This is a genomic window from Kitasatospora sp. CB01950, from assembly GCF_001905465.1.
Lineage (GTDB): Bacteria > Actinomycetota > Actinomycetes > Streptomycetales > Streptomycetaceae > Kitasatospora.
Window position 1 is genome coordinate 249,559 of record NZ_LISX01000007.1, and the last position, 26,249, is coordinate 275,807.

At 72.1% G+C, this 26,249-nt stretch carries 23 protein-coding genes; 19 read left to right on the top strand and 4 right to left on the bottom strand.

All coding sequences use genetic code 11. The features are described 5' to 3' along the window. The first annotated feature begins 13 nt into the window (after positions 1–13). From AMK19_RS19790 to AMK19_RS19800, 3 genes are all read left to right on the top strand, one after another. On the top strand, positions 14–703 hold the full coding sequence (locus AMK19_RS19790; RefSeq protein ID WP_073813499.1) for a DUF3105 domain-containing protein: 690 nt from the start codon (positions 14–16) through the stop codon (positions 701–703). Continuing rightward, complete coding sequence (locus AMK19_RS19795; protein WP_241844489.1) at positions 700–1,371, top strand: DUF305 domain-containing protein; 672 nt, start codon at positions 700–702, stop codon at positions 1,369–1,371. The genes AMK19_RS19790 and AMK19_RS19795 overlap by 4 nt, the downstream gene beginning before the upstream one ends. A gap of 196 nt (positions 1,372–1,567) precedes the next feature. Continuing rightward, positions 1,568–1,879, top strand: coding sequence for a cupin (locus AMK19_RS19800; protein ID WP_073813501.1), 312 nt, complete (start codon positions 1,568–1,570; stop codon positions 1,877–1,879). A 191-nt stretch (positions 1,880–2,070) separates the two neighbouring features. Here AMK19_RS19800 and AMK19_RS19805 read toward each other — a convergent pair whose 3' ends face one another. Then, positions 2,071–3,612, bottom strand: coding sequence for an MFS transporter (locus AMK19_RS19805; protein ID WP_073813503.1), 1,542 nt, complete (start codon positions 3,610–3,612; stop codon positions 2,071–2,073). Between the two features lie 144 nt (positions 3,613–3,756). Here AMK19_RS19805 and AMK19_RS19810 point away from each other — a divergent pair, with 144 nt between their 5' ends. The 3 genes from AMK19_RS19810 (at position 3,757) to AMK19_RS19820 (ending at position 6,449) form a co-directional block, all read left to right on the top strand. Beyond that, positions 3,757–4,254: a MarR family winged helix-turn-helix transcriptional regulator gene (locus AMK19_RS19810; protein ID WP_073813505.1), complete on the top strand. Its 498-nt coding sequence runs from the start codon at positions 3,757–3,759 to the stop codon at positions 4,252–4,254. A 135-nt stretch (positions 4,255–4,389) separates the two neighbouring features. After that, positions 4,390–5,937, top strand: coding sequence for a DNA-3-methyladenine glycosylase 2 family protein (locus tag AMK19_RS19815; protein WP_073813507.1), 1,548 nt, complete (start codon positions 4,390–4,392; stop codon positions 5,935–5,937). Next, positions 5,934–6,449 carry a methylated-DNA--[protein]-cysteine S-methyltransferase gene (locus tag AMK19_RS19820; RefSeq protein ID WP_073813509.1) on the top strand — a complete coding sequence of 172 codons (516 nt, stop codon included), beginning with the start codon at positions 5,934–5,936 and terminating at the stop codon, positions 6,447–6,449. Before AMK19_RS19815 ends, AMK19_RS19820 begins: the two co-directional genes overlap by 4 nt. A 7-nt stretch (positions 6,450–6,456) precedes the next feature. Here AMK19_RS19820 and AMK19_RS19825 read toward each other — a convergent pair whose 3' ends face one another. Next, positions 6,457–8,703: an ATP-binding protein gene (locus AMK19_RS19825; RefSeq protein WP_338015805.1), complete on the bottom strand. Its 2,247-nt coding sequence runs from the start codon at positions 8,701–8,703 to the stop codon at positions 6,457–6,459. Positions 8,704–9,002: 299 nt separating this feature from the next. Between AMK19_RS19825 and AMK19_RS19830 the strand changes: the two genes are divergently transcribed. Beyond that, the gene (locus AMK19_RS19830; protein ID WP_073813511.1) at positions 9,003–12,122 is read left to right on the top strand and encodes an AfsR/SARP family transcriptional regulator; all 3,120 of its coding nucleotides are present in this window, start codon (positions 9,003–9,005) and stop codon (positions 12,120–12,122) included. A gap of 425 nt (positions 12,123–12,547) precedes the next feature. Here the strand turns inward: AMK19_RS19830 and rsgA are convergent, their stop codons facing one another. Then, complete coding sequence (gene rsgA, locus AMK19_RS19835) at positions 12,548–13,630, bottom strand: ribosome small subunit-dependent GTPase A (protein ID WP_073813513.1); 1,083 nt, start codon at positions 13,628–13,630, stop codon at positions 12,548–12,550. 497 nt (positions 13,631–14,127) lie between these two features. Between rsgA and AMK19_RS19840 the strand changes: the two genes are divergently transcribed. Further along, positions 14,128–15,363 carry a hypothetical protein gene (locus tag AMK19_RS19840; protein ID WP_073813515.1) on the top strand — a complete coding sequence of 412 codons (1,236 nt, stop codon included), beginning with the start codon at positions 14,128–14,130 and terminating at the stop codon, positions 15,361–15,363. Continuing rightward, the gene (locus AMK19_RS19845; protein WP_143200299.1) at positions 15,354–15,692 is read left to right on the top strand and encodes a hypothetical protein; all 339 of its coding nucleotides are present in this window, start codon (positions 15,354–15,356) and stop codon (positions 15,690–15,692) included. Before AMK19_RS19840 ends, AMK19_RS19845 begins: the two co-directional genes overlap by 10 nt. A gap of 59 nt (positions 15,693–15,751) precedes the next feature. Here AMK19_RS19845 and AMK19_RS19850 read toward each other — a convergent pair whose 3' ends face one another. Next, positions 15,752–16,828: a YihY/virulence factor BrkB family protein gene (locus AMK19_RS19850; protein WP_241844490.1), complete on the bottom strand. Its 1,077-nt coding sequence runs from the start codon at positions 16,826–16,828 to the stop codon at positions 15,752–15,754. Positions 16,829–17,261: 433 nt separating this feature from the next. Between AMK19_RS19850 and AMK19_RS38460 the strand changes: the two genes are divergently transcribed. From AMK19_RS38460 to AMK19_RS19890, 10 genes are all read left to right on the top strand, one after another. Next, positions 17,262–17,345 carry a putative leader peptide gene (locus AMK19_RS38460; protein WP_318264789.1) on the top strand — a complete coding sequence of 28 codons (84 nt, stop codon included), beginning with the start codon at positions 17,262–17,264 and terminating at the stop codon, positions 17,343–17,345. 188 nt (positions 17,346–17,533) lie between these two features. Further along, positions 17,534–19,258 (top strand): nitrite/sulfite reductase, encoded by a 1,725-nt coding sequence (locus AMK19_RS19855; RefSeq protein WP_073813521.1) that lies wholly within the window; start codon positions 17,534–17,536, stop codon positions 19,256–19,258. Continuing rightward, positions 19,255–19,431, top strand: coding sequence for a hypothetical protein (locus AMK19_RS35335; RefSeq protein ID WP_143200300.1), 177 nt, complete (start codon positions 19,255–19,257; stop codon positions 19,429–19,431). The genes AMK19_RS19855 and AMK19_RS35335 overlap by 4 nt, the downstream gene beginning before the upstream one ends. After that, a complete protein-coding gene (locus AMK19_RS19860; RefSeq protein ID WP_073813523.1) occupies positions 19,415–20,113 on the top strand; it encodes a phosphoadenylyl-sulfate reductase in 699 nt (232 codons plus the stop codon). The genes AMK19_RS35335 and AMK19_RS19860 overlap by 17 nt, the downstream gene beginning before the upstream one ends. A 41-nt stretch (positions 20,114–20,154) precedes the next feature. Further along, positions 20,155–20,721, top strand: coding sequence for an adenylyl-sulfate kinase (gene cysC, locus AMK19_RS19865; protein WP_073813525.1), 567 nt, complete (start codon positions 20,155–20,157; stop codon positions 20,719–20,721). Continuing rightward, positions 20,718–21,656: a sulfate adenylyltransferase subunit CysD gene (gene cysD, locus AMK19_RS19870; protein WP_073813527.1), complete on the top strand. Its 939-nt coding sequence runs from the start codon at positions 20,718–20,720 to the stop codon at positions 21,654–21,656. Before cysC ends, cysD begins: the two co-directional genes overlap by 4 nt. A gap of 2 nt (positions 21,657–21,658) precedes the next feature. Beyond that, a complete protein-coding gene (locus AMK19_RS19875) occupies positions 21,659–22,972 on the top strand; it encodes a sulfate adenylyltransferase subunit 1 (protein ID WP_073813529.1) in 1,314 nt (437 codons plus the stop codon). Positions 22,973–23,203: 231 nt separating this feature from the next. After that, on the top strand, positions 23,204–24,349 hold the full coding sequence (locus tag AMK19_RS19880; RefSeq protein WP_073813531.1) for an aliphatic sulfonate ABC transporter substrate-binding protein: 1,146 nt from the start codon (positions 23,204–23,206) through the stop codon (positions 24,347–24,349). Between the two features lie 151 nt (positions 24,350–24,500). Next, positions 24,501–25,304, top strand: coding sequence for an ABC transporter ATP-binding protein (locus AMK19_RS19885; protein WP_143200301.1), 804 nt, complete (start codon positions 24,501–24,503; stop codon positions 25,302–25,304). Further along, a complete protein-coding gene (locus AMK19_RS19890; RefSeq protein ID WP_073813533.1) occupies positions 25,291–26,208 on the top strand; it encodes an ABC transporter permease in 918 nt (305 codons plus the stop codon). Before AMK19_RS19885 ends, AMK19_RS19890 begins: the two co-directional genes overlap by 14 nt. The last annotated feature ends 41 nt before the right edge of the window (positions 26,209–26,249 follow it).

Sequence of the window (26,249 nt, forward strand, 5' to 3'; positions counted from 1 at the left end):
AAGGACAACATCCATGGGTTCCGCCTCCAAGCAGTCCTCCCAGCCCACCGGCAAGCAGCCCAAGGCGGGCAGCAAGGCCGCCCAGCAGGCCGACCGCCGGGCCCGGATCGCCGAGCTGCGCGCCGTCGAGCAGCGCCGCGAGCGCCGCAACAAGATCCTCACCATCAGCGTCTCGGCCGTCCTGGTGCTCGCCATGGCCGGCGGCGGCACCTGGCTGGCGCTGGACGCCAAGCACAAGAAGGACGCCAAGGCCGCCGCGGACGCCGCGCCGATCGAGGGCGTCAAGACCTGGGACAAGCTGGGCCGCACCCACGTCCAGACCGAGGTCAAGTACGACCAGACCCCGCCGGTCGGCGGCGACCACAACCCGGTCTGGGCGACCTGCATGGGCAACGTCTACGACCAGCCGGTGAAGAACGAGAACGCGGTGCACTCGCTGGAGCACGGCGCGGTCTGGGTCACCTACAACGGCAAGGCCACCCCGGACGACATCAAGGCGCTGGGCGAGAAGGTCAAGACCACCCCGTACAGCCTGATGAGCCCGTACCCGGACGAGCAGGGCACGATCACGCTGACCGCCTGGGGCACCCAGCTGACCGTGGACAACGCGCAGGACCCGCGGATCGAGAAGTTCTTCACCAAGTACGTGCAGGGTCCGCAGACCCAGGAGCCGGGCGCGTCCTGCAGCTCGGGCACGATGTGACCGGCGGCCAGGAGCAGGCGGCCGAGCAGCCCGAGGGCCGGCGCCGCCGGGCACTGTGGTGGCCTGCCGCGCTGGCGGCGGTGGTCGCGCTCGGCCTCGGGGTGCCCGCGCTGGTCTCCAGCGGCACTCCGGCGGCCGGCAGTTCGTCGTCCGCGCCGAGCACGGACTCGGCCGAGGCCGGGTTCGCCCGCGACATGGCCGCCCACCACCAGCAGGCGATCGACATGTCGTTCATCGTCCGCGACCGCACCCAGGACCAGGCCGTCCGCACGCTGGCGTTCGACATCATCAACACGCAGGCGAACCAGCGCGGCATGCTGATGGGCTTCCTCGACCAGTGGGGCCTGACCCAGGCCAGCGCGGCCAAGCCGATGGCGTGGATGGGCCACACGTACGAGGCGCACGACGGTTCGCTGATGCCCGGCATGGCGACCAACACGGACCTGGAAAGGCTCCGCACGCTCAGCGGCCGGGACGCCGAGGTGTTCTACCTGCAGCTGATGCTCGCCCACCACAAGGGCGGCGTGGAGATGGCCCAGGCGTACGTCGACGCGGCGAAGAACGACATCGAGAAGCGACTCGCGCAGACCATGGTCAACGGGCAGAAGGCGGAGATCGACCTGATCACCGGCATGCTCACGGAGCGCGGCGCGCAGCCGACGTCCTGACCCTTCGTACCCGAGGAGCGCCGTCCGGAGACTCCGGGCGGCGCTCCCGTCGTACCGCAGCACCTGCCGGGCCGGGTGGCAGGATTTCGACGCAATCAGTCGTTCCTGTCTGCTTCGCCGGCCGGTCTCCCCGAGCAGGATGGAGGAAAGAGCCGGCCCTGCGGCCCCTGCGGCCCCTGCACGGAAAGATCCACCGGTGCGCTTCCTCGACCCCGCCTCCTTCACCGCCGAACGCCCGTGGGGCGCTCTCGACCTCGTCGCACTGGACAACGCGACCGTCCGACTGCACTGGACGGACCAGCCGTACCGGTGGCACGTCAACGACGGCCCGGAGGTGTTCGTCGTCCTCGACGGCGCCGTCGACATGCACTACCGCATCGACGGCGCAGAACGGGTCGAACACCTCACCCCGGGCCGCGTGTGCTGCGTCGAACCCGGAGACGAACACGTGGCCCACCCCGCCCCCGAGGCCCGCATCCTGGTCATCGAGAGGCGCGACAGCGAGTGACGACGCACACCCCCACAGCCGACCGACCACACCGGGGCCGGTACGGAGGGGAAGCGGTCGGCCGACAGACACCGGGGCACCACCGCACGCACTGAGGCAACACCAAGGGCGGGGTGGACTACGAGCACCGCCGCAGCCGATCGACCGCACGCACTGCGGCACCGCCGGGGCAGGTACGGCAGAGGACGCGGTCAGCCGGCAGACAGCCGGGCCGCCGGCAGGGCGACTGCGGCGAGCAGCAGCAGGACCACCCGGCCGCCGACCGCCGGGCCGGCGAGGTGGACTGCGAGCACCGGCAGGGCGGTGCCGAGCGCGGTGCCGAGGCTGCGCACCATGTTGACCAGGCCCCCGCCGACGGCCGAGCTCTGTGCCGGTATCGCCCGCATCACCAGCGCATTGTTGGCGGGCAGCAGCAGACCGAGGCCGTAGCCGGCCACCAGCAGGGGCACCACCGCGCCGGGGCCGGACCCGGGCAGCAGCGCGAGCGCCAGCAGCCCGGCGGCGGCCAGCAGCGCGCCGGCGCGGCAGCGGACCGCGTCGCCCCAGCCGCGCGGCAGCAGCGCGCCGCCGACGGTGGCGGCCAGCGCGAACGCTGCGGGCAGCGCGGTGATCACCAGTCCGGCGGTGGCGGCGGGCACGCCGCGTCCGGCCAGCATCACGGGTTCCAGCACCAGCGGACAGAACAGCAGCAGGTAACCGATCAGCGCCACGACCAGCCCGGCCCGGATGCCGGGGGTGTTCACCAGCCCGGGCGGAACGATCGGCCGGTCCGCACGCCGCTCCTGCCGGACCAGCCCGGCCGCCGCGACGACCGCCAGCAGCGCCAACGCAGCCACCGCCCAGCCGGGCAACGGCAGTCCGGAGGCGGCGGACAGCGCCAGCAGCAACGCGGTGGACGCCGTGCCGAGCAGCAGCAGCCCCGCCACATCGAAGCGCCCACCACCGCTCCGCCTGCCTGCCCGCCCGCTGTCAACCCGCCCGCCATCGACCCGCCCGGCACCGCTCCGCCCGCCGGCCAGGTCGACGCGTCCGCCGTTCCCCTCCGGGCGAGCCTCGCGGCGGCCGGCGGGGAAGGTGCGCGGGAGCAGGAACCAGCCGGCCAGGATGCCGAGCACGCCGATCGGGACGTTGACCCAGAACGCCCAGCGCCAGGAGGCGTGGGTGACCAGCAGGCCGCCGAGGGTCGGGCCGAGCGCGAGGCCGAGGGCCTGGGCGGCGGCCTGGATGCCGAGCGCGGTGCGCATCGCCCGTTCGGGTACGCCGCGGGCGACCAGCGCGACGCTGTTGGCCTGCATCATCGCGCCACCGACGGCCTGTACGGCACGGCAGGCGACCAGGACTGCGAGGCTGTCGGCCAGTCCGGCACCGAGCGAGGCGGCCGCGAACACCGCGAAACCGCCCAGGTACATGGTTTTGCGGCCGACCAGGTCGGACAGCCGCCCGACCGGGGCGAGCAGCGCGACCAGCACCAGCAGGTAGGACAGCGACACCCACTCGACGGCGGCGAAGCCCGCGTCGAACCGGTGTTCCAGCGCGGGGAAGACCAGCGAGGTGACGCTCGCGGTCAGCTGGCCGAGGAACGCGCCGACGCAGACCGTGCCGACGGCCAGCCAGTGCGCGTGCGGCCAGCGGGCGACGGCGCGCGGACGCGGGCGTTCGGCGCGCTGCAGGACGTCCTGAAGGGTGCCTGGCAGGGTGTCGAGCAGCCTCGGGGCTACGGCGGGTTCGGCCATGGTTCGAATATATCTGCTACCGACATAATCGCTCAAGGAGTGTTTCCGAACCCGAGGCATCCGGTTGCGCCCGGCAACGGTTTTCGCTGGTCAACGGACACACACCGGACAGCGCCGACGGCACCTGGCGCTACGCTGTCCGCCATGTCTTCGCAGCCCCAACCCGCGCCCGGCCCCCTAGCGCCGGACACCGACGCACTCGCCGGGGCCCAGCAGCTCACCGACGTGATCACCCGGCTGCGCCGCGCGCTGCGCAGCTCGATCCGGTCCGAGTTCCCGTGGGAGGCGCTGCCGATGGCCCAGGTCGAACTGCTCCAGACCCTCGCCGTCGCCCCCATGCGGGTCGGCGAACTCGCGGCCCGCCAGCGCCTCGCGCCCAACACCGTCAGCGGCCTGATCTCCAAGCTCCTCGACGCCGGACTCGTCGACCGCCAGCCCGACCCGGGCGACCGCCGCACCGCCCGGATCGCCCTCACCGAGGCCGGCCACCAGCAGCTCCGCGACTGGCAGAGCGCCCACGAACGCCGCCTCGCCGCCGCTCTCGCCGCCCTCACCCCCACCGACCGCGCCGCCGTCATGCACGCGCTCCCCGGCCTCGACCGCCTCGCCCACTCCCTCACGGGCACCGACCCGGCCCGCTGAAACCGCAGAAGCCGCTGAAACCGCCGCCACCGCCGAACCACCGGAACCGCACTCGCACGGCACTCCCACGGCACTCGCACGGCGATGTCCGATTCCCGCCAGTCGGGGCCCCGGTGATGGCGCAGACTGGATGGCGTGATCGACGACGAGACCAGATACCGAGCCGTGCACAGCCGGGACGCCCGCTTCGACGGGGTGTTCTTCACGGCCGTCCGCACCACCGGCATCTACTGCCGTCCGAGCTGCCCGGCCACCACCCCGAAGCGCACCAACTGCTCGTTCTACCCGACCGCGGCCGCCGCTCAGGGCGCCGGATACCGGGCCTGCCGACGCTGCCGGCCCGACTCGGTGCCGGGCTCGCCCGAGTGGAACCACCGTGCCGACCTGGTCGGCCGGGCCGTCCGGCTGATCGGGGACGGCGTGGTGGACCGCGAGGGTGTCGCGGGGCTCGCCGACCGGCTGGGCTACAGCGCCCGGCAGCTCCAGCGGCAGCTGACCGCCGAACTCGGCGCAGGCCCGCTCGCACTGGCCCGCGCGCAGCGCGCCCAGACCGCCCGGCTGCTCCTGCAGACCACCGAACTCCCGGTCACCGACGTGGCGTTCGCGGCCGGCTTCGCCTCGGTGCGGCAGTTCAACGACACCATCCGCGAGGTCTACGACCGCACCCCCAGCACGCTGCGCACCGAGCACGGCGGCCACCGCCGCCAGCCCGTCGCGGCCGGCCCGCTCGCGCTGCGGCTCGCCTACCGGGGTGCCCTCGACACCGAGCACCTGCTGGACTTCCTCGCACTGCGGGCCGTTCCGGGCGTCGAGGAGGTCGTCCCCGGGCCGCGCCCCGGCAGCCGCACCTACCGGCGCACCCTGGCCCTGCCGTACGGGCACGGCATCGCCGAGGTCGACGGCCTCGCGCCCGGCGACCCGTCGACCCGCGGCTGGCTGGACTGCCGGCTGACGCTGAGCGACCTGCGCGACCTCACCACGGCCGTGCACCGGCTGCGCGCCCTGTTCGACCTGGACGCCGACCCGGACGCGGTCGACGCCCGGCTCGCCACCGACCCGCTGCTCGCCCCGCTGGCCGCCGCCCGGCCCGGACTGCGCTCCCCCGGCCACGTCGACCCGCACGAACTCGCCGTCCGCGCCGTCCTCGGCCAGCAGATCAGCGTCGCCGCCGCCCGCACCCTGGCCGGCCGGCTCGCCGAGACGTACGGCGCCCCGCTGCCCGCCGCGGACGGCGGCCTGCGCCTGCTGTTCCCGACCGCCGCGGCCCTCGCGGCCGCCGACCCCGAGCACCTGGCGATGCCGCAGGCCCGCCGCCGCGCGCTGCTCGGCCTGTGCGCCGCACTCGCCGACGGCACCGTCCGGCTGGACCCGGGCGTGGACCGCGAACAGGCCGCCGCCGACCTGCTCGCCCTCCCCGGCATCGGCCCGTGGACGGTCGGCTACCTCCGGATGCGTGCCCTCGCCGACCCGGACGTCTTCCTCCCCACCGACATCGGCGTGCGCGACGGCCTGCGCGCCCTCGGCGAGAGCGGCGAGGCGCGCACCGCCGCCGAGCGCTCCGCCGCCTGGGCGCCCTGGCGCTCCTACGCCCTGCACCACCTGTGGTCGGCGGCCTCCGCCCACCACACCGCCCACCGCACCACCCATCACACCGCCCTCCGCACCCGCAAGGAACCGGCATGACCACCGTCTTCACCACCATGGACAGCCCGCTCGGCACCCTGCTGCTCAGCGGGACCCTCGACGAGGAGCGCGGCTTCGCCCTGACCGCCGTCACCGCCCCGGGCCAGAAGGGCGCGCTCGCCGAACCCGCCGCCGACTGGCAGCCCGACCCGGAGGCGCTCGCCCCCGCCGTCGAGCAGCTCACCGCGTACTTCGCCGGCGAACGCACCACCTTCGACCTGCCGCTCGCGCCCGTCGGCACCGAGTTCCGCCGCCGCATCTGGGACACCCTCGACGACATCCCCTACGGCACCACCGTCACCTACGGCCAACTCGCCGACGCCGCAGGCCAGTCCCCCCGCGCCGTCCGCGCCGTCGGCGGCGCCGTCGGAGCCAACCCCCTCCTGGTCGTCCGCCCCTGCCACCGCGTCATGGGCGCCAACGGCAGCCTCACCGGCTTCGCCGCCGGCATCGACGCCAAGCGCTGGCTCCTCGCCCACGAGAACGGCGAGGACGCGGGGCAGCTGTTCTGACGTCGAGTCAGTCGCGCCCGTCGAGATCGGCCATCCGGCGGGCCAGCCGGGCGGTGTCCGGTGCGGCGACGCTCAGATACAGCTCGTGCGCGACCGTGAACCGCTCCCGGGCGAGGTCCGACTCGCCCTGCGCCAGGGCGAGTTCGCCGAGCCACTCGGTGCTGCGGGCCCGCCAGTGCGTCGAGCCCGCCGTGTCGAACCCGGCCCGGGCGGTCTCCAATTCGGCCCCCGCCTGCTCGTACCGCCCGGCCAGGGTATGCGCCCGACCCCGGATCGCGCGCGCCCGGCACACCTCGTACGGATCATCGACCGACGTCAAGTCCGCTATGGCCGCGGATAGTTGGCGCACCGCCTCGGCCTCGTCGCCAACGTCCACCGCGACCTCGCCGAGCGCGATCCGAATCAGGCCGACACCCCGCCGGTAGCCGAGCGCCTCGCGCAGGACCAAGGCCTGCGCGAACCGGGCCCGCGCGGAGTCGAACTCGCCGAGAATGCGGTGCGCGTGGCCGAGCCCGGTCAGGGCCTGCGCCTCGGCCCGCCGGTCGCCGTTCCCCCGGGCCACCACGAGGGCCTGCGCGTACCACTGCGCGGACTCGCCGATCCGGCCGGCACTGCGCAGCCCCTGCCCGCCGGAGGTCAGGAGCCGCTGCTCGGCGATCCGGTCCCCGGCCTTCCGGGCCGCGTCCAACCCCAGGGCGTGGGACTCCACCTGCATCGCGTGCGGCTTGAGGCGGATGAACATCGGCTGCATCGCGTCGGCCAACTGCCACACCAGCGTGTACCGGCGGCTGCGGGCCGCGTCCCGAAGCACGGCGGAGAGCTGGTCGCGCTCCCGGTCGAACCAGCCGAGTGCCTCCCCCTCTTCTTCGAACTCGGCTGCGTGCAGCGGAGGTTGGTGGTAGTCCCGGGCGAGGCTGCGGTGGCTGGGCATGATCAGCGCCTCGGCGGCGGTCGCCGCCGCCAGGTAGTGCTCGCCGACCCGCCGCACTGCGGCCTCGCACTGCTCGGGGGTGTCCTCGGCTCGGCCGCGCTCGCCGGCATGGAGCCGGACCAGGTCGTGGAACCGGTAGCGGCCACCGGCGCGCTCCTCCAACAGGTGCGCCCCGGCGAGCGCGTCGAGCCCGCCGTCGGCCTCGTCCAGCGAGACTTCGACGGCAGCACCGGCCGTCTCCGGCGTGAAGTCCAGCACCGGAAGCTGTCCGAGCATGCGGTACAGCCTGGCCGTCGCCCGGTCCAGCAGCCCGTACGAGGCGTCCAGTGCGCCGCGCACCGCCATCTCGCCGTCCATCCGCAGGGCCGCCAGCCGATCGGCCTCACGGCGCAGCGCCTCGGCGGTCGCCGCGAGCGGCTGCCGGGGCCTGGACGCCATCCGCGCACCGGCCACGCATATGGCCAACGGCAGGCCCGCACAGCGGCTCACCACCTGCTCGGCGGCGATCGGCTCGGCGGCGATCCGATCCGCGCCGACCCGCTGGGCCAGCAGTTCGGTGGCCGCGACCGGGTCGATCAGGCCGACCGGGAAGAACCCCGCGCCGTCCATGAACAGCCCGCCCAGCCGGGTACGGCTGGTCACCACCGTGACGGAACGCTCGGCGCCGGGCAGCAGCGCGCGAACCTGAGCGGCGGTGGCGGCGCTGTCCAGCAGGACGCCGATCCGGCGGCTCGCCGTCGCGGACCGCCAGAGCGCGGCCGCCTCGTGCAGTTCACCGGGTACCCGGGCGAGGCCCAGCGCCCGCAGGAACGCGCCCAGCACCTCGACCGGATCGGTCGGACCACCGGGTGCATGACTGCGCAGGTCGGCATAGAACAGCCCGTCCGGGAACTCCTCCGCCCGACTGCGCAGCCAACTCCCCGCAAGCGCGCTCTTGCCCACGCCGGCCGGTCCGATCAGCACCAGGCAACGTCCGCCCTGCGGCAATGCGGACTCCAACTCCCGGTCGAGCATGGCCAGTTCTCTCTCGCGCCCGAGGAGGCGCGCAGGGGCGGGCGGAAGCTGTTGAGGTACTGGAAGCAGCGCCGGAGCGTGTGAATGGATGTGCACGCCCCCCCTGATGTCTCCCGCCTGGAGGGCCACGCCCTCGATCTTGGCCTGGCCCGTGACGGAATTGCGGTGGCCTTCCACGTGCTCATTCCTCCACTGGATCGATCGGTACGACCGGGTCGGACTGGTACGACAGCCCCCGGCATCCCCCACCGGGAGGTGGGACGATCTTCTGCCCGCCGAGGCGCGCCGACGCCGGGTACTGCTTCTCACGAACTGGCGAACTCCCTTGTGTCCCAGGCAGTTTCGGCCCAGGTGGCGGCTGCTGGGGCAGCCCGAACCGGTGGTCCGGCACCCGCTCCTCGGGCGGGCGGCGGCTTTTACCAGAAGAGTGCGACAACGGACGAAGCAATGCGAGAAAACTGGCGATGGGAAACTCCGAGGTGCTATAGCAGCATGCCCCCACCCGTGCCATGCTCACCTCCTGCGCGTCCGAAGAACCGGCGACAGGAGGCATCCGGGTGTATTTGCACTTGTTGGGAGCGGTGGAACTCTCGTCCTGCGGAAGGCCGTTGCCGATCGGTTCGCGGAAGGTCCGAATCCTGCTGGCCGCCCTGGCCGTCGACCTCGAACGGCCGGTGTCGCCCACCCTGCTCGCCGAACGCCTCTGGGACGGCGAACCCCCGCGCACTGCCGCCGGCACCTTGCAGTCCTACGTCTCCCGGCTGCGGGCGACTCTGCGCGACGCCGCCGAACTCGACACCGAACTCGGCGAGCCCCCTGTCGAGATCGTCTCCCGCCCCGGCACCTACGCCCTTCATGCCGAACCCGAGCAGATCGACTGGCACGCCTATCACCGACGGACCCGGCAGGCCCGCACCCTGGTCGAAGCGGGCGAGGACCGGCAGGCTCTCGATGTCCTCGACGACGCCGACGACATCTGGCAGGGCGAGCCACTGGCCGGGCTGCCGGGCGAGTGGGCCGAACAGACCCGCACGTTCATGGAGGGCCGCTGGCTCGCCACCCAACTGACACGCTCCGAAATAGAGTTACGTCTCGGCCGGTACGCCGACCCCGTCCCCACCCTGGCCGAACTCGCCGACAAGAACCCGTGGAACGAACGCGTCGCCGCCCACCTGATGACCGCCCTCTACGGCAGCGGTCGGATCGCCGAGGCCCTCGCCGTCTACCGCCACATCCGCCGCCGGCTCGACCACGACCTCGGCACCAGACCCGGCGAACGCCTCAACACCCTCAACCACCACATCATCAACGGCGTCGACGTCACCTCCCTCATTCCTCACCCGGCCGCCCCACCGACCGCTTCTGCCCGGACCTCGGCCCCGCACCCCGCCCGCCGCCCGGGCCCCACGAAGCGGCCTGCAGGCCTGCTGGACGTTCCCGAACTGGTCGGCAGGGAGGACGAACTGGCACTCCTCACCGCCGCCGCCAAGGGCGAGTGGCCCGGACGCGGGGGCAGGCGGAGCACCGGACCCGGTAGACCGGTGGTCGCCATCAGCGGACTGCCCGGCAGCGGAAAGACCGCCCTCGCCGCCGTCGCCGCCGATCGACTGCACGGCCACTTCCCGGACGGCGTCCACCTCCTGCGGCTCGGCACCTATTCGGGCGCGCAGCACGACCCGAGTCCCGAGGCGGCGGCCACCGCGCTGCTGCGGCAGTTCGGCGTTCCGGCCGATCGGATCCCCGTCGAGCGTGACGAACTCATCCGCCTGTGCCACGAGTTGCTCACCGATCGGCAGGCCATGGTGGTCCTCGACGATGCTGCGGGCCCCGACCAGATCGGGCCACTGCTGCCGTCCAGACCCGCCTCGTTCGTCCTGGTGACCAGCCGCCACCGAATGGCCTCCCTCCCCGCCGTCGCCAATGTCCCGCTCGACGCCCTCGCTCCGGCCGCGTCCGCCGAGATGTTCGTCCGCCTGGCCGGCCCCGATCGGACCGCGGACGTCGACCGGCTCGCCGAGATCACCCGCCTGTGCGCCCACCACCCACTGGCTCTCCGTCTCGCCGCCGGACGCTTCCGCTTCCGCTCCTCCTGGACTCTTGCCCATCTCGCGGACCGACTCGCCCGGAACGGACTGCTGGACGAACTCGGAGACGGCCCCGACAGCCTCTACGGCGCTCTCGCCATGTCGTATCACGACCTCTCGGCCGCGCATCAGATGGCTTTCCGTCGGCTGAGCCTGCACCCCGGCCCGGACTTCGGCCTGCGCACCGCCGCGGCCCTGATCGGCTGCCCGGCCGACCGCGCGGAGCGGCTGATCGAGGACCTGCTGTCCGCCAACCTGCTGTCCGAACACTCGGCCGAGCGATTCAGCTACCACTCGTTGGTACGCCAGTACGCGGCAGACCGGGTGCGGCAGGAGGAGTCCCCGCAGGACCGGCGCGCCTGTTTACGACGAACCGTCACTTACTTCTGCCGCACTGCTGATTGGGCCGACCGGGAGCTGAATCCCCGCCGCCATCGAATCGAACTGGCGACGTTCAGTGGTGAGTTCACCATGGGCGACCGGATTTTCGACGCCGATCCGGCGGGCGGGGTGGGGGCGGAGCACTGGGTGGCCACCGAACTCGCATCCTTGATCGACCTTCAAAAACACTTGCGCACGACGGGAGATCACGATTCGGCGGCCGTCCTCGCGCACACCCTCAAGGAGCATGTAGAGACCCGCCAGCTGTGGCGCGAGGCGATCGAAATTCACCGGTCAGCCGCCGAGCACTGGCGGGAAAGGGGTGCCGAAGCCCCCGAGCTGCATGCACAACTCGCGCTGGCCACAGCCGAGTTGCGGGTCGCCCGCTACACCTCGGCGGAGCGCGCCGGGGAGCGCGCCCTGACTCTCGCCCGAGCCTCCGGCGACCGCCGGGGCATCGCCGCCGCCCTGGGACGCTTGGGCGAGCTGCACTGGCACCAGGACGACCTGCACAGAGCCCAGCGACTGCTGAGCGAGGAGCTCGACATCCTGCGCGCGCTCGGCGACGCCGCGGCGGTGGCCCGCGCCGTCGGCAACCTCGGCATGGTGCAGAGCGAGCTGGGTGACACCCGGGGCGCGATCGACAGCCTCCACGAGGCGCTGTCCTTCTTCCGCAGCATCGACGAGCGGTCGACAGCCCTGAAGATCACCAACAATATCGGTGGACTCTATCTGGAGCTCGGCGACAAATCCGCCGCCCGGAAGGCCTTCGAGGAGGTTTTGAGCGAGGGAGACGGGCTGATCGGAGCCATGGATCTGGCGATGTCCCAATCGAATCTCGCCTGCCTCATGGAACTCCCCGAAGAATTCGACCGAGCAGTATCGCTGGCCGCTTCGGCAATCGAGATATTCCGCCGATCCGGAGCCCTTCGCCATCAGGCCGGAGCAATGAATACCATGGGGGAAATCCTGCTCGGTTCGGGAAGTCCGGAATCAGCCTTCGCCGCGTACTCGGAGGCCCACGAGATAGCCCGCTCCATCGGGGCCCCGCGCGAGACGGTGGACGCCCTCAATGGTCTAGACCAAGCCGAACCGCTGCTGCCGAGCCACCTCCGGCGGACCGGCACGGCCGGACACAGCCGCCCCGCCCCGACCGAAAGCGGCGAGCGGACGGGCACCGGAACAACCACCGAAGAGACGCTGGACCGTTATCGGGAACTACTCCGGACCGAAGCCCACGCGAAGCCCGGCGGATCGCAGTAATTCACGTTCGAATATCGTTCGAACATCGCCGATGCGGCCATGCCAAATTACTCGGCAGTCACATGCTGTCGACCCAACCTCCCGGACTTGATGGAGCCGGTTCGCGACATTGGCACCGCATTGGGTAGGGTCGGCCACCAAGGCTTTGACCGCCACCGAGAAAGAGCAGAACGTACGTGCAAAGAGCTTCCCTGCGTCACGGCTTCGGCGAGCACCATGCCACGCCTGCCTCGTTCGTGAACCACCGCACCGCCTCGGAGCCTCTGGACCTGATACCCGGGGCACCCGGCAACAGCGAGCCGGGCACCTGCTCCTGGCTCGGGATATGGCTCCTGTGCCCCATGCTGTAGCCGAGGCTCAGCCACGAGCCGTTGGTACCACTGCCCCGCACTCCGGGTTCGTCCGGGGCGCGGGGCAGTGGGCGGTCAGGGCCGGAAGGTGCTGCGGGTCGCCTTGGTGCGGGACTTGTGGTGGCGGGCGCGTTCGGCGCGGAGGCGGGCGTCGGTGCGGGAGGCGATCCAGGCGTTCTCGCGCTGGAGCTTGAGGTAGGACTCCCAGCGGCGCTCGGGGAGGGTGCCGTCGGCGAGGGCGGCGCGGACCGCGCAGGCGGGTTCGGTGCGGTGGGAGCAGTCGTCGTAGCGACACCCGGCGGAGATCTCGTCGATGTCGGCGAACGCGAGGTCGATGCCCTCGCCGCCGAACAGGCCGACGCCGCGCAGACCGGGGGTGTCGATGACGGCGCCGCCGCCGGGGAGCGGGACGAGTTCGCGGGTGGTGGTGGTGTGGCGGCCCTTCTCGTCCACGGTGCGGACCTGCTGGACCGTCATGGTGTCGGCGCCGGCCAGGGCGTTGGTGAGCGTGGACTTGCCCGCGCCGGACTGGCCGATCAGGGCGCAGGAGCCGGTGGCGAGGGCGCGCAGGGCGTCCATGCCGTCGCCGGTCTCGGCGCTGACCGTCAGCACGGTGACCCCGGGTGCGACCGCCTCCACGTCCGCCCGGACGAATTCGCCGTCGTGCACCAGGTCGGACTTGGTGAGGACGATCAGCGGTTCGGCCCCGGACTCCCAGGCCAGGGCGAGCAGGCGCTCGATCCGGCCCAGGTCGGGTTCCGCGGCGAGTGAGACGGCGATCAGGACGGTGTCGATGTTGGCGGCCAGCACCTGACCTTCGGAGCGCTTGTGGGCGCCCTTGCGGATGATCGCGGTGGTGCGGGACAGCACGGAGGTGAGGGCGGGCAGGGGTCGGGCGGCCGGGTCGACGGCCACCCAGTCGCCCGTGCACGGGTTGTGGACGGTGTCGGCGCCGGTGACCGGCCTGGTGTCGGCGCGCAGCGTGCTCGGCTCGCCGGTCTCGGGATCGACGAACAGCACATCGCAGCGGCCCCGGTCGATGCGGGTGATCCGCCCGGGGAGCAGGCCCGCCTCGGCGAGCGGATGGAAGGCGGCGGCCCGGTCCTCGTCCCAGCCGAGGCCGGAGAGCGGGTGGGCAGCAGTGGTCGCGGAAAGCACGGGGTGAACCCTTCGGGGAACGGGTGGCCCCCGGCCGACCTCGTGTCAGCGCATGGGCGACACCGGATCGAGGTCGGCCGCGGACCTGGAGGAAGTACAGGACTCGGTGGACTTCTGAACGCGGGAAACGACACCTGCAAGGACAGGCCTCACGGTCCTCACCTCCTCTTCTGCGACGCGCCTCGCGCACCCCGCACGGGGCGCCCTCGATCGGCACGGGCCACGCTAGTCCCCACCTGCCCCGGCCGCCACCGAATTTCCGCCACCTCTCCGCCACCTCTCCGCCGACCCGACGCCGACCCGACGCCGACCCGATGCCGACCCGCCGCCGATCGCCAACTCCGGCTTCCGGCAAGGAAGTTGATGCAAGGGTTCCGCAAGGACCCGCAAGGGTTCTCCAGCCACCCCGCCACCGCGCGCGGACATCTCTTCCTTGCGGCGGTGCACGGGGCACTGCCGTCCGGCGGAAGGCCGGGAGAACAAAGGGGGGATGCCTCGTGTCCTGGGCGACTCTGCCCGACCGCAAGCGGGTGCTTGCGGTGGTTCACACCGAGGTGTACGGCCAGCGGCTGCGCGAGCTCTGCGAGCTGCTGGGTTCGGACATGCGGGTGCAGGTGGTCTTCACCGTCGCGCCGCACGCGTTCAACGACGGGGTGGCTGCGTTCCTGATGCGGCTCGGTGGCACGGTGGTGCCGTGGCAGCAGGCCGTGCAGACCGAGTTCGACCTGATCCTGGCGGCCGGTTCGCGCGGGATCGAGCAGTTGCACGGCCCGCTGGTGCGGCTGCCGCACGGAACGGGCCACCTGAAGCTGGCCCGCCCGCAGCCGCCGGTCGGTTCGGTCACCGGCGTCCGCGAGCAGGCCGACGGCACCGGCACGCCGATGCGGCAGCACGAGCGGCAGGTGTCCGGCCTGGGCCGTGACTACCTGCTGTGGGAGGGCCGGCCGAACGCGGCGGCGTACGCGCTGGCGCACCGGGACGACCTGATCGAGTTGGAGCGGAACTGCCCGGAGGTGCTGCCGGTGGCGGAGGTGGTCGGCGACGGCGACCACGACCGGATCACGGCGGCGCTGCCCCGGCGGGCGGAGTACCGGGCGGCGCTCGGGCTGGCGGAGGGGGAACAGCTGGTGCTGCTCTGCTCGACCTGGGGTCCGAGCTCGGTGTTCGGCCGGCTGGACGCGCTACTGCCGCGGCTGGTGCGCGAGTTGCCCGCCGGGCGGTTCCGCACCGCACTGGTGGTGCACCCCAATGTGGCGGCCGGGCACGGCCGTTGGCAGGTGCGCCGGTGGGTCGACGGGATGTCCGGCGGATCGGTGGCGTTGGTGACGCAGGAAGTGGATTGGCGTCCGATGCTGGTGGCGGCGGACTACGTGATCGGCGACCACGGCTCGGTGACGTTGTACGCGACGCTCACCCGGGCCCGAATCCTGATCGCCCGGTTCCCGCACCGGGACGTCAATCCGCGCTCACCGGGTCTGCAGCTGGCGCTGACCGCCCCGGCGTTGGATCCGGCGCGTCCGCTGGCCGGCCAGCTCGCCTACGCGGACCGGATGTACCGGCCGGAGGCGTACGCGGAGATCGGCGCCCGGATCTCCTCGGAGCCGGGCGAGTTCCTGCCGAGGATCCGCCGTCTGCTCTACCGGGTGCTGAACCTGGGCGAGCCGGCCTGTCCGGCCACCGAGCCGCCGCTGCCGCTGCCCGCCCCGTTGACGGGGGGCACCCGGTGGCAGTGATGGTGACGGTCCGCTTCCCGGCCGCCGCGGGCTCTCCGCCCCGCTCCGACCGCCATCTGACGGCCCGCGTCGACGAACCGCCCCGGGTGCGGCACTTGGCGGACGTGCTGCACGGCACCGGCCCGGAACCGGCGGACGATCTGTGGCGGCGTCACCCGGGCTGCGCGGTGCTCGCGGTGCCCGGCCCGGACGGCACGGTGGTGGTCCGGGTCCGCGGCCGGGACGCCCCGCTGCTGTTCCGGGTGTCCGGTGGGCGGACGGACGCGGCGGCCCTGGTCGGTTCGCTGGTGCACGCCCTGCTCTCGCTCGGCCCGGCGATCCGTCGGTAGACACGAAAGCGGCCCCCGCCCTCGGCAGCAGTGCCGTCGGCGGGGGCCGTTGTCCGGGCTCAGTTCGGTGGTTTGCGGCGGGTGCCGCCGAGGCGGTGGCGGACGTCGTCGTGGGGGAGGAAGCCGGCCCAGCGTTCGGGGTATTCGCTGGGGGCGTCCAGGTCGTCGTCCTCGTCGAAGAGGTCTTCGTCGTGGCCTTCGGCGAGGCCGAACTGGCGCGTCCGATCTGCTCGTTCGGCGGCGCGGCGGGCGGCGGCCTCGCGGCCGCGCTGGACGGCGGCGTCCTCGGTGAGGCGTTCGACCTCGGCGCGGGCGTCGGCGGTCTCGACGGCGGGCCAGCGGCGGTCGATCGCGGCGTTCATGGCGGCGCCGATCAGTACGGCGAGCGCCACCACGAAGATCCACAGCAGCACGGCGACGGGCGCGGCGAGCGAGCCGTAGACGGAGGGGCCCTCGACGGAGCTGACCAGGTAGAGACGGAGGGCGACGCTGCACACCACCAGCACCAGCAGGGCGACCAGCGCGCCGGGGATGTCCTCGCGCCAGGGCGTGCTGACCGGAACGGCCACGTGGTAGAGGGTGGTGAGGAAGACGATCAGCAGCAGGATCGCGGCGGGCCAGTAGAGCGAGTTGATCACTCCGGCCCAGCTCTGGAAGGTGTTGATCAGCAGCCCGGGCCCGACCACCAGCAGCGGCAGCACCAGCGAGCCGATCACCAGCGCGCCGAGGTAGAGGCCGAGCGACATCAGCCGGGTCTTGACCAGTCCGCGTTTGCCGTCGAGGCCGTACATCACGGTGATGGTGTCGATGAAGATGTACAGCGCCCGGGAGCCGGACCAGAGCGAGAGCAGGAAGCCGATCGAGATCAGGTCGGGGCGGGCGTTGTCGAAGACGCCGTCGAGCAGCGGTTTGACGATCTGGTCGACGGAGCTCGGTGAGAGCACCGTCCCAGCTGCTGAGACGATGTCCGCCTTCAGTCTGACGATGGTTCCGGCGCCGATGATGTCGTCGAGGTAGCCGAGGGTGCCGGCCAGGCAGAGCAGCAGCGGCGGGATGGAGAGGAGGGTGAAGAACGCCGCCTCCGCCGCGAGTCCGGTGACCCGGTACTCGACGCAGGTGTTGGTGGTGTCCTTCACCAGCGCCCACAGGGTGCGGTACCAGGTGGTTCGCTTGACGGCGCGGCGTCGTCCGCCACGGCGGCGGGGGGGCCGGTCGCCGGTCGCTCCGGGCGCTCCGGGGGAATGCGGAGTACTGCCTGCTGCTTGCACGCCCCTACGGTATCGGCCCGTACTGGCGGACCGACGCGCCGCCGCCGGGAACCGGCGGGAGGCAGGGCGGGGGCGGGACGGGCACGGGCGCGGCAGGACGGCGCGGGGCGGTCGCGGGGCGGTCGCGGGGCGGTCGCGGGGCGGTCGCGGGGCGGTCGCGGGGCGGTCGCGGGGCGGGAGAAGAGGGGAAGGAGGGCCCCGAGCGGCCCGACTCGACCTTCCGTCCCGACATGCGAAACAACGAGGTCCAGGATTCGGACGTTAGTGGACCGCGAGTCGCCCGCCGTGCGAATCTCTTGCCATGTCTAGCGCCGGAACCACCCTAGTTGGCCGACTCCACGTCGACCTCCTTCGCGTGTCCAGCGCCATCTGTCCGGTGACCTGAGCCCCACTCGCACGCCGCCACCGCACCGGCGCCCTGCCCGCCCATCCCCGCCGTCGCGGATGCGCGCTCCACCTCCCCGGCCCAGCGTCACCCCTCCCGCCGCCTGCTGAAGTTCGCAGGTGGGAGCGGTCGCGCCCGGGGATCCGCAGCACCCCCGCACCTGCCAAGCCGCTCAAAGGACTGACATCATGGCCCGCACTCCCGAGCCGGACGAGCCTCAGGCCGGCGCCGCCGTCGCGCCTCGCCCCGCCGTCCGGAAGGCGACCCGCCACCGCGGCGAGGGCCAGTGGGCGATGGGGCACTACACCCCGCTGAACGCCAACGAGCAGTTCAAGAAGGACGACGACGGTCTCAATGTGCGGACACGCATTGAGACGATCTACTCCAAGTCGGGCTTCCACTCGATCGACCCGGCGGACCTGCGCGGCCGGATGCGCTGGTGGGGTCTGTACACCCAGCGCCGCCAGGGCATCGACGGCGGCCGCACCGCGATCCTCGAGCCGCACGAGCTGGAGGACGAGTACTTCATGCTCCGGGTGCGCATCGACGGCGGTCAGCTGACCGTCGCTCAACTGCGCGCCATCGGCGAGGCGTCGGAGCAGTACGCGCGCGGCACCGCCGATGTGACGGACCGTCAGAACGTGCAGTTCCACTGGGTGCGGATCGAGGACGTCCCGGCGATCTGGGAGAAGCTCGAAGCGGTCGGCCTGTCCACCACCGAGGCGTGCGGCGACTGCCCGCGCGTGGTGATCGGCTCGCCGGTGGCGGGCATCGCCGCCGACGAGATCATCGACGGCAGCTGGGCGATCGACGAGATCAACCGCAAGTACATCGGCAACCCCGAGTACTCGAACCTGCCGCGCAAGTTCAAGACCGCGATCTCCGGTTCGCCGCTGCTGGACGTGGTCCACGAGATCAACGACATCGCGTTCGTCGGCGTGGTCCACCCCGAGCACGGCCCGGGCTTCGACCTGTGGGTCGGCGGCGGCCTCTCCACCAACCCGAAGCTGGGCGTCCGCCTGGGCGCCTGGGTGCCGCTGCAGGACGTCCCGGACGTGTGGGCCGGCGTGATCGGCATCTTCCGCGACTACGGCTACCGCCGCCTGCGCAACCGGGCCCGGTTGAAGTTCCTGGTCGCCGACTGGGGTCCGGCCAAGTTCCGGCAGATCCTCCAGGACGAGTACCTGAAGCGGGAGTTGACGGACGGTCCGGGCCCGGACCAGCCGTCCGGCCGCTGGCGCGACCACGTGGGCGTGCACCCGCAGAACGACGGCCGGTTCTACGTCGGCTTCGCGCCGAAGGTCGGCCGGCTGAACGGCAAGCTGATCCAGCAGATCGCCGACCTGGCCGCCGAACACGGCTCGGGCCGGTTGGCCACCACCGTCGAGCAGAAGCTGATCGTGCTGGACGTCGAGCAGGACCGGATCGACTCGCTGGTCGTCGGCCTGGAGGCGCTCGACCTGCGGGTCACCCCGTCCACGTTCCGGCGCGGCACGCTGGCCTGCACCGGCATCGAGTACTGCAAGCTCGCGATCGTCGACACCAAGGACCGCGGCCGCACCCTGATCGAGGAACTGGAGCGCCGCCTGCCGGAGTTCGACGAGCCGCTGAGCATCAACATCAACGGCTGCCCGAACGCCTGCGCGCGCATCCAGACCGCCGACATCGGCCTCAAGGGCCAGCTGGTCACCGACGGGGACGGGCAGCAGGTCGAGGGTTTCCAGGTCCACCTGGGCGGCTCGCTCGGTCTCGAGAACGCCGCGTTCGGCCGCAAGATCCGTGGTCTGAAGGTCACCAGCGCCGAACTCCCCGACTACGTCGAGCGCCTGCTGACCCGCTACCAGGCGGACCGTCAGGACGGCGAGCGCTTCGCGCAGTGGGCGGTGCGGGCGAACGAGGAGCAACTGTCGTGAGCGAGCGTGCGGCGCCGTTCTACTGCCCGTACTGCGGGGACGAGGACCTGCGTCCGTCCGAGAGCGGCCACGGCGCCTGGGAGTGCCGGGCCTGCCGCCGGGGCTTCCAGCTGAAGTTCCTCGGCCTGTTGCCGACGTCCGACGGGGGGACCGGGAATGACGACCGCGACTGACTACGAGGCCGCCGCGCTGAAGGCGGGCCGGGAGCTGGAGGAGGCGTCCGCGCAGGAGATCCTGCGGTGGGCGGCCGACACCTTCGGCAAGCGGTTCTGCGTCACCTCCTCGATGGAGGACGCGGTGGTCGCGCACCTGGCGTCGACCGTGCTGCCGGGCGTGGACGTGGTGTTCCTGGACACCGGCTACCACTTCCCGGAGACCATCGGCACCCGGGACGCGGTCGCCGCGACCATGCCGGTCAACGTGATCACGCTGAAGCCGAAGCTCACCGTGGCCGAGCAGGACGCCGCGTACGGGCCGCAGTTGCACGACCGCGACCCGGACCTGTGCTGCTCGCTGCGCAAGGTCGAGCCGCTGAACCGCGGCCTGGGCGGGTACGACGCCTGGGCGACGGGCCTGCGCCGCGACGAGTCGCCGTCCCGGGCGAACACCCCGGTGGTGGCCTGGGACGCCAAGCGCCGCAAGGTGAAGCTCGCCCCGATCGCCCGCTGGACGCAGGCCGACGTGGACGCGTACGTGCAGGCCAACGGGGTACTGCTGAACCCGTTGCTGTGGGAGGGCTACACCTCGGTCGGCTGCTCGCCGCTGTCCTGCACCGCCAAGCCCGGCGAGGGCGAGGCGGGCCGGGCCGGCCGCTGGGCGGGCTCCGGCAAGACCGAGTGCGGCATCCACCTCTGATCCACCTGTTCCACCGTCACCGACCGTCAGGAGTAACCACCGTGACCACCGCCGACACCCCGGCAGCGGGCCGTGAGCGCGGCGCCACCGTGTGGCTGACCGGCCTGCCCAGCGCCGGCAAGACCACGCTGGCCTTCGCGTTGGCCGAGCGGCTGCGCGCCGAGGGCCACCGGGTCGAGGTGCTGGACGGTGACGAGATCCGCGAGTTCCTCTCCAAGGGCCTCGGGTTCTCCCGCGAGGACCGGCACACCAACGTCACCCGGATCGGCTTCGTCGCCGAGAAGCTCGCCGCCAACGGCGTCAAAGTGCTCGCCCCGGTGATCGCCCCGTTCGCGGACTCCCGCGCCGCGGTGCGCGAGCGGCACGCCGCGAACGGCACCGAGTTCCTGGAGATCCACGTCGCGACCCCGGTCGAGCTCTGCTCGGAGCGGGACGTCAAGGGCCTGTACGCCAAGCAGGCGGCCGGCGAGATCTCCGGCCTCACCGGCGTCGACGACCCGTACGAGGCGCCCGAGAAGCCGGAGCTGCGTCTCCAGACGCAGGGCCGGACGGTGGCCGATTCCGCCGGTGAACTGCACGCCTTCCTGACCGAGAGGGGCTTGGCATGACCGTCATCACCCAGCGCCCGGTCCAGGCCGCGGACAGCCCGTACGCGCTGTCGCACCTGGACGCCCTGGAGGCCGAGTCGGTGCACATCTTCCGCGAGGTCGCGGGCGAATTCGAGCGGCCGGTGATCCTGTTCTCCGGCGGCAAGGACTCGATCGTCATGCTGCACCTGGCGCTGAAGGCGTTCGCGCCCGCGCCGGTGCCGTTCGCGCTGCTGCACGTCGACACCGGGCACAACTTCCCCGAGGTCATCGAGTACCGCGACCGCACGGCGGCGCAGCACAACCTGCGCCTGCACGTCGCCTCCGTCCAGGACTTCATCGACCGCGGCGTGCTGCGCGAGCGCCCCGACGGCACCCGCAACCCGCTGCAGACCGTGCCGCTGCTGGACGCCATCGAGAGCAACAAGTTCGACGCGGTGTTCGGCGGCGGCCGCCGCGACGAGGAGAAGGCCCGCGCCAAGGAGCGGGTGTTCTCGCTGCGCGACGAGTTCGGCGCCTGGGACCCGCGCCGTCAGCGCCCCGAACTGTGGTCGCTGTACAACGGCCGGCACGCGGTCGGCGAGCACGTCCGGGTCTTCCCGCTGTCCAACTGGACCGAGCTGGACGTGTGGCAGTACATCGAGCGGGAGGACATCGCCCTCCCGGAGATCTACTACGCGCACCGCCGCGACGTGTTCAAGCGCGACGGCATGTGGCTGACCGCCGGCGAGTGGGGCGGCCCGAAGGACAGCGAGACGGTCGAGAACCGGCTGGTGCGCTACCGCACCGTCGGCGACATGTCCTGCACCGGCGCGGTCGACTCCGACGCCGACACCATCGAGGCCGTGATCGCCGAGATCGCCGCCAGCCGCCTCACCGAGCGCGGCGCGACGCGGGCGGACGACAAGCTGTCCGAGGCCGCCATGGAAGACCGCAAGCGCGAAGGGTACTTCTAAGCATGACCACAGAAACCGCCACTTCGCTGCTGCGCTTCGCCACCGCCGGCAGTGTCGACGACGGCAAGTCCACCCTGGTGGGCCGGCTGCTGCACGACTCCAAGTCGGTGCTGGCCGACCAGCTGGAGGCCGTCGAGCACGCCTCCCGCCGCCGCGGCCAGGACACGCCCGACCTGGCGCTGCTCACCGACGGCCTGCGCGCCGAACGCGAGCAGGGCATCACGATCGACGTCGCGTACCGCTACTTCGCCACCGCCCGGCGCCGGTTCATCCTCGCCGACACCCCCGGCCACGTGCAGTACACCCGCAACATGGTGACCGGCGCGTCCACCGCCGAGCTCGCCGTGGTGCTGGTCGACGCCCGCAACGGCGTGGTCGAGCAGACCCGCCGGCACGCCGCCGTCGCCGCGCTGCTGCGCGTCCCGCACGTCGTGCTGGCCGTCAACAAGATGGACCTGGTCGACTACGCGGAGCCGGTCTTCGCGGCCATCGCCGAGGAGTTCACCGCGTACGCCGCCTCGCTGGGCGTCAAGGACGTGGTGGCGGTGCCGATCTCGGCGCTGGCCGGCGACAACGTGGTCGAGCCGTCCGGGCACATGGACTGGTACGGCGGCCCGACGCTGCTGGAGCACCTGGAGACCGTCCCGGTCGGCTCCGACCCGAGCGTCGAGCCGGCCCGGTTCCCGGTGCAGTACGTGATCCGGCCGCAGTCCGAGGAGCACCACGACTACCGGGGCTACGCCGGGCAGTTGGCCTCCGGCGTGCTGCGGGTCGGCGACCCGGTGACGGTGCTGCCCTCCGGCCACACCAGCACCGTCGCGGCGATCGACGCGCTCGGCGTCGAGACCGACATCGCCTGGGCGCCGCAGTCGGTGACGGTCCGCCTCGCCGACGACATCGACATCTCCCGCGGCGACCTGATCGCGTCCGGCTCGACCGCCGTGGCCAGCAAGGACATCGAGGCGACGGTCTGCCACCTGAACGAGCGTCCGCTGCACGTCGGCGCGAAGGTGCTGCTCAAGCACACCACCCGCACGGTGCGCGCGCTCGTCAAGGAGATCTCCTACCGGATCGACATCGACACCCTCGAACAACGGCCCGCCCCCGAGGGATTGAACGTCAACGACATCGGTCACCTGGTGCTGCGCACCGCCGAGCCGCTGGCCCTCGACCCGTACCGCGACAACCGCCGCACCGGCTCGTTCATCCTGATCGACCCGGCCGACGGCACCACGCTCACCGCCGGCATGGCGGGCGAAGCGTTCGACACCACCGTCAGCACCATCGACGCTTCCACAGAGGAGGACTGGGTCTGATGCCCAGCGAGGCGTTCTCGGGCATGGACAAGGAAGGCGGCCGCATCGGCAGCGGCGTCCTCGGCAGCGGCCAGGGCGGCCTGACGCGATGTGGGGGCGGACAGGGGCACTGAGCCCCTGTCACCGGGCCCGACCCGCCGAACCTGTCCACAGCAGGCACGGCCGGGCGGCCCGGCCCCGTCAGGCACCGTCACCTTCCTTCTTCCTTCACCACGAACGGGACACCTCGTCATGGCACCCAGCACCCTGCCCACCCATACCCACGCCCGCCCCGCCGCCGGCCGGATCAGACGGACCGCCGTCGCCGCCGTCGCCGTCCTGACCGCGGCCGGCCTGCTCTCCGCCTGCTCGTACGGCTCCAAGAGCGAGGACAAGACCTCCTCGCCCGCCCCCGCCGCGTCCGGCGCGAAGCTCTCCGCCGACACCGTGAAGATCGGCTACTTCGCCAACCTCACCCACGGCACCGCGCTGGTCGGCCTCAAGCAGGGCATCCTCCAGCAGGAGCTCGGCGGCACCAAGATCAAGACCCAGGTCTTCAACGCCGGCCCCGCCGAGATCGAGGCGCTGAACGCCGGCTCCATCGACATCGGCTGGGTCGGCCCCTCCCCCGCGATCAACGGCTACACCCAGTCCGGCGGCAAGTCCCTGAAGATCGTGGGCGGTTCGGCCTCCGGCGGCGTCAAGCTGGTGGTCAACCCCGCGAAGATCAACTCGCTGGACGACCTCAAGGGCAAGCGGCTCGCCACCCCGCAGATCGGCAACACCCAGGACGTCGCGCTGCTCAACTACCTCGCGGAAAAGGGCCTGAAGGTCGACGCGAACAGCGGCGACGGCGACGTCAAGGTGATCCGCAGCGACAACAAGGTCACCCCCGACGCCTACAAGTCCGGCTCCATCGACGGCGCGTGGGTGCCCGAGCCGACCGCCTCCAAGCTGGTCACCCTCGGCGCGAAGGTCCTGCTCAACGAGAAGGATGTCTGGCCGGACAAGAAGTTCGTCATCACCAACATCATCGTGTCGCAGAAGTTCCTCACCGAACACCCCGACGTGGTCGAGGCCGTCCTGCGCGGCTCGGTGAAGACCAACGCCTGGATCAAGGCCAACCCCGACCAGGCCAAGGGCGTCGCCAACGAGCAGATCAAGGCCGACGCCGGCAACGCGCTCGACGCCGCGATCCTCGACCCGGCCTGGCAGGACATCGACTTCATCGACGACCCGCTGGCGAACACCCTGCAGGCCGAGGCCGACCACGCCGTCACCGCCGGGCTGCTCAAGAAGCCCAACCTGGCCGGGATCTACGACCTGACGCTGCTCAACAAGGTGCTCGCCGCAGCCGGAAAGCCCGCCGTCTCCGACGCCGGTCTCGGCACCAAGTAGGCCCTCCCGCAAGCCTTCTGGCTGCCTCCAGGCCCCGGGTTCCGCCCCGCGCCCGCCCATTCGATGCCCACACCGCGGGCGGGCGCGGGGCGGACCCCGGACACTGCGCCCACTCCCTGCCCTGCCCGGACCACACCCGCAGGAGGTGCCCGTGACCACGGCACTGACCACCTCGCCCGACGCCCCCGGCGCGGGCCACCCGGACGGCGACTTCGCCGTCCGGCTCTCGCACGTGCACAAGACCTTCGGCCGTCCCGGAACCGCAGCCCCGGTCCTGGACGACATCAACCTGACCGTCGCCCCCGGCGAGTTCGTCACCCTGCTCGGCGCCTCCGGCTGCGGAAAGTCCACCCTGCTCAACCTGGTCGCCGGCCTCGACCGGCCGACCTCCGGCACCATCGACGTCCCCGGCGGCCGCCCCGCCCTGATGTTCCAGGACCACGCGCTCTTCCCCTGGCTCACCGCCGGCAAGAACATCGAACTCGCCCTGCGCCTCGCGGGCGTGGCGAAGGCCGACCGGCAGACCGAGGCCGAGCGCCTGCTCGACCTGGTCCGCCTCGGCGGCTCCTACAAGAAGCGGGTCCACGAACTCTCCGGCGGCATGCGCCAGCGCGTCGCCCTCGCCCGCTCCCTCGCCCAGGGCTCCCAAGTCCTGCTGATGGACGAGCCGTTCGCCGCCCTCGACGCCATCACCCGGGACGTCCTGCACAACGAGATCACCCGCATCTGGGCCGAGAAGCAGCTCGCCGTCCTGTTCGTCACCCACAACGTCCGGGAAGCCGTCCGCCTCGCCCAGCGCGTCGTCCTGCTCTCCTCCCGCCCCGGCCGGATCGCCCGCGAGTGGCGCATCGACCTGCCGCAGCCGCGCCGCATCGAATCCGCCGGCGTCGCGGATCTGTCCATCGAGATCACCGAAGAACTGCGTGGGGAGATCCGCCGCCATGTCCAGCACTGACACCCTCCCCGCCTCCTCCTCGGACGACTCCGCAGGCCGCTCCACGGACGACTCCGCGGGCGTCGGGGCCGGCCTGGACGCGCTCGAAACCGTCGACGCGCAGCGCCCGCCGCTCACCACCGTCCTGCGCCGCTCGGTCCTCCCGCCGCTCCTCGGCGTCGCCCTGGTCCTGGTCGTCTGGCAGCTCGCCTACACCTTCCGCCTCACCACCCCCGACAAGCTCCCCAGCCCCGCCGACGTCTGGCACTCCCTCACCGAACTCTGGTACGCCGGAACGCTGTTCTCCATCATCTGGACCAGCGTCTGGCGCGGCCTGTCCGGCTTCCTGCTCTCCGTCCTGATCGGCACCCCCATCGGCCTCCTGGTCGCCCAGGTCAAGCCGGTCCGCGCCGCGCTCGGACCCGTCCTCTCCGGCCTCCAGTCGCTGCCCTCGGTCGCCTGGGTCCCCGCCGCCGTCATCTGGCTCGGCATCAACAACTCCGCGATGTACGCCGTCATCCTCCTCGGCGCCGTCCCCTCCATCGCCAACGGCCTCATCTCCGGCGTCGACCAGGTCCCCCCGCTCTTCCTCCGCGCCGGCCAGACCCTCGGCGCCACCGGCCTCCGCGGCGCCCGCCACATCCTGCTCCCCGCCGCACTCCCCGGCTACCTGTCCGGCCTCAAGCAGGGCTGGGCCTTCTCCTGGCGCTCCCTGATGGCCGCCGAACTCATCGCCTCCTCCCCCGACCTGGGCCTCGGCCTCGGCCGCTACCTGGAGAACCAGCGCGAGTTCACCAACATGTCCGGTGTCCTCCTCGGCATCCTCCTCATCCTCACCGTCGGCGTCGCCATCGACCTCCTCTTCTTCTCCCCCCTCGAACGCCGCGTCCTCCGCAGCCGCGGTCTCCTCGTCACCACCCGCTGACACCGATGCCTCCCCGCCCCCCCCCCCCCCAGCCCCCCACC

Coding starts and splice junctions, on each gene's coding strand:
- AMK19_RS19790 (WP_073813499.1), top strand. CDS start 14: ATGGGTTCCGCCTCCAAGCAGTCCTCCCAGCCCACCGGCAAGCAGCCC.
- AMK19_RS19805 (WP_073813503.1), bottom strand. CDS start 3,612: ATGGCCGAACCCGCCGTAGCCCCGAGGCTGCTCGACACCCTGCCAGGC.
- AMK19_RS19810 (WP_073813505.1), top strand. CDS start 3,757: ATGTCTTCGCAGCCCCAACCCGCGCCCGGCCCCCTAGCGCCGGACACC.
- AMK19_RS19820 (WP_073813509.1), top strand. CDS start 5,934: ATGACCACCGTCTTCACCACCATGGACAGCCCGCTCGGCACCCTGCTG.
- AMK19_RS38460 (WP_318264789.1), top strand. CDS start 17,262: ATGTCTAGCGCCGGAACCACCCTAGTTGGCCGACTCCACGTCGACCTC.
- AMK19_RS19855 (WP_073813521.1), top strand. CDS start 17,534: ATGGCCCGCACTCCCGAGCCGGACGAGCCTCAGGCCGGCGCCGCCGTC.
- AMK19_RS19860 (WP_073813523.1), top strand. CDS start 19,415: ATGACGACCGCGACTGACTACGAGGCCGCCGCGCTGAAGGCGGGCCGG.
- cysD (WP_073813527.1), top strand. CDS start 20,718: ATGACCGTCATCACCCAGCGCCCGGTCCAGGCCGCGGACAGCCCGTAC.
- AMK19_RS19875 (WP_073813529.1), top strand. CDS start 21,659: ATGACCACAGAAACCGCCACTTCGCTGCTGCGCTTCGCCACCGCCGGC.
- AMK19_RS19880 (WP_073813531.1), top strand. CDS start 23,204: ATGGCACCCAGCACCCTGCCCACCCATACCCACGCCCGCCCCGCCGCC.
- AMK19_RS19890 (WP_073813533.1), top strand. CDS start 25,291: ATGTCCAGCACTGACACCCTCCCCGCCTCCTCCTCGGACGACTCCGCA.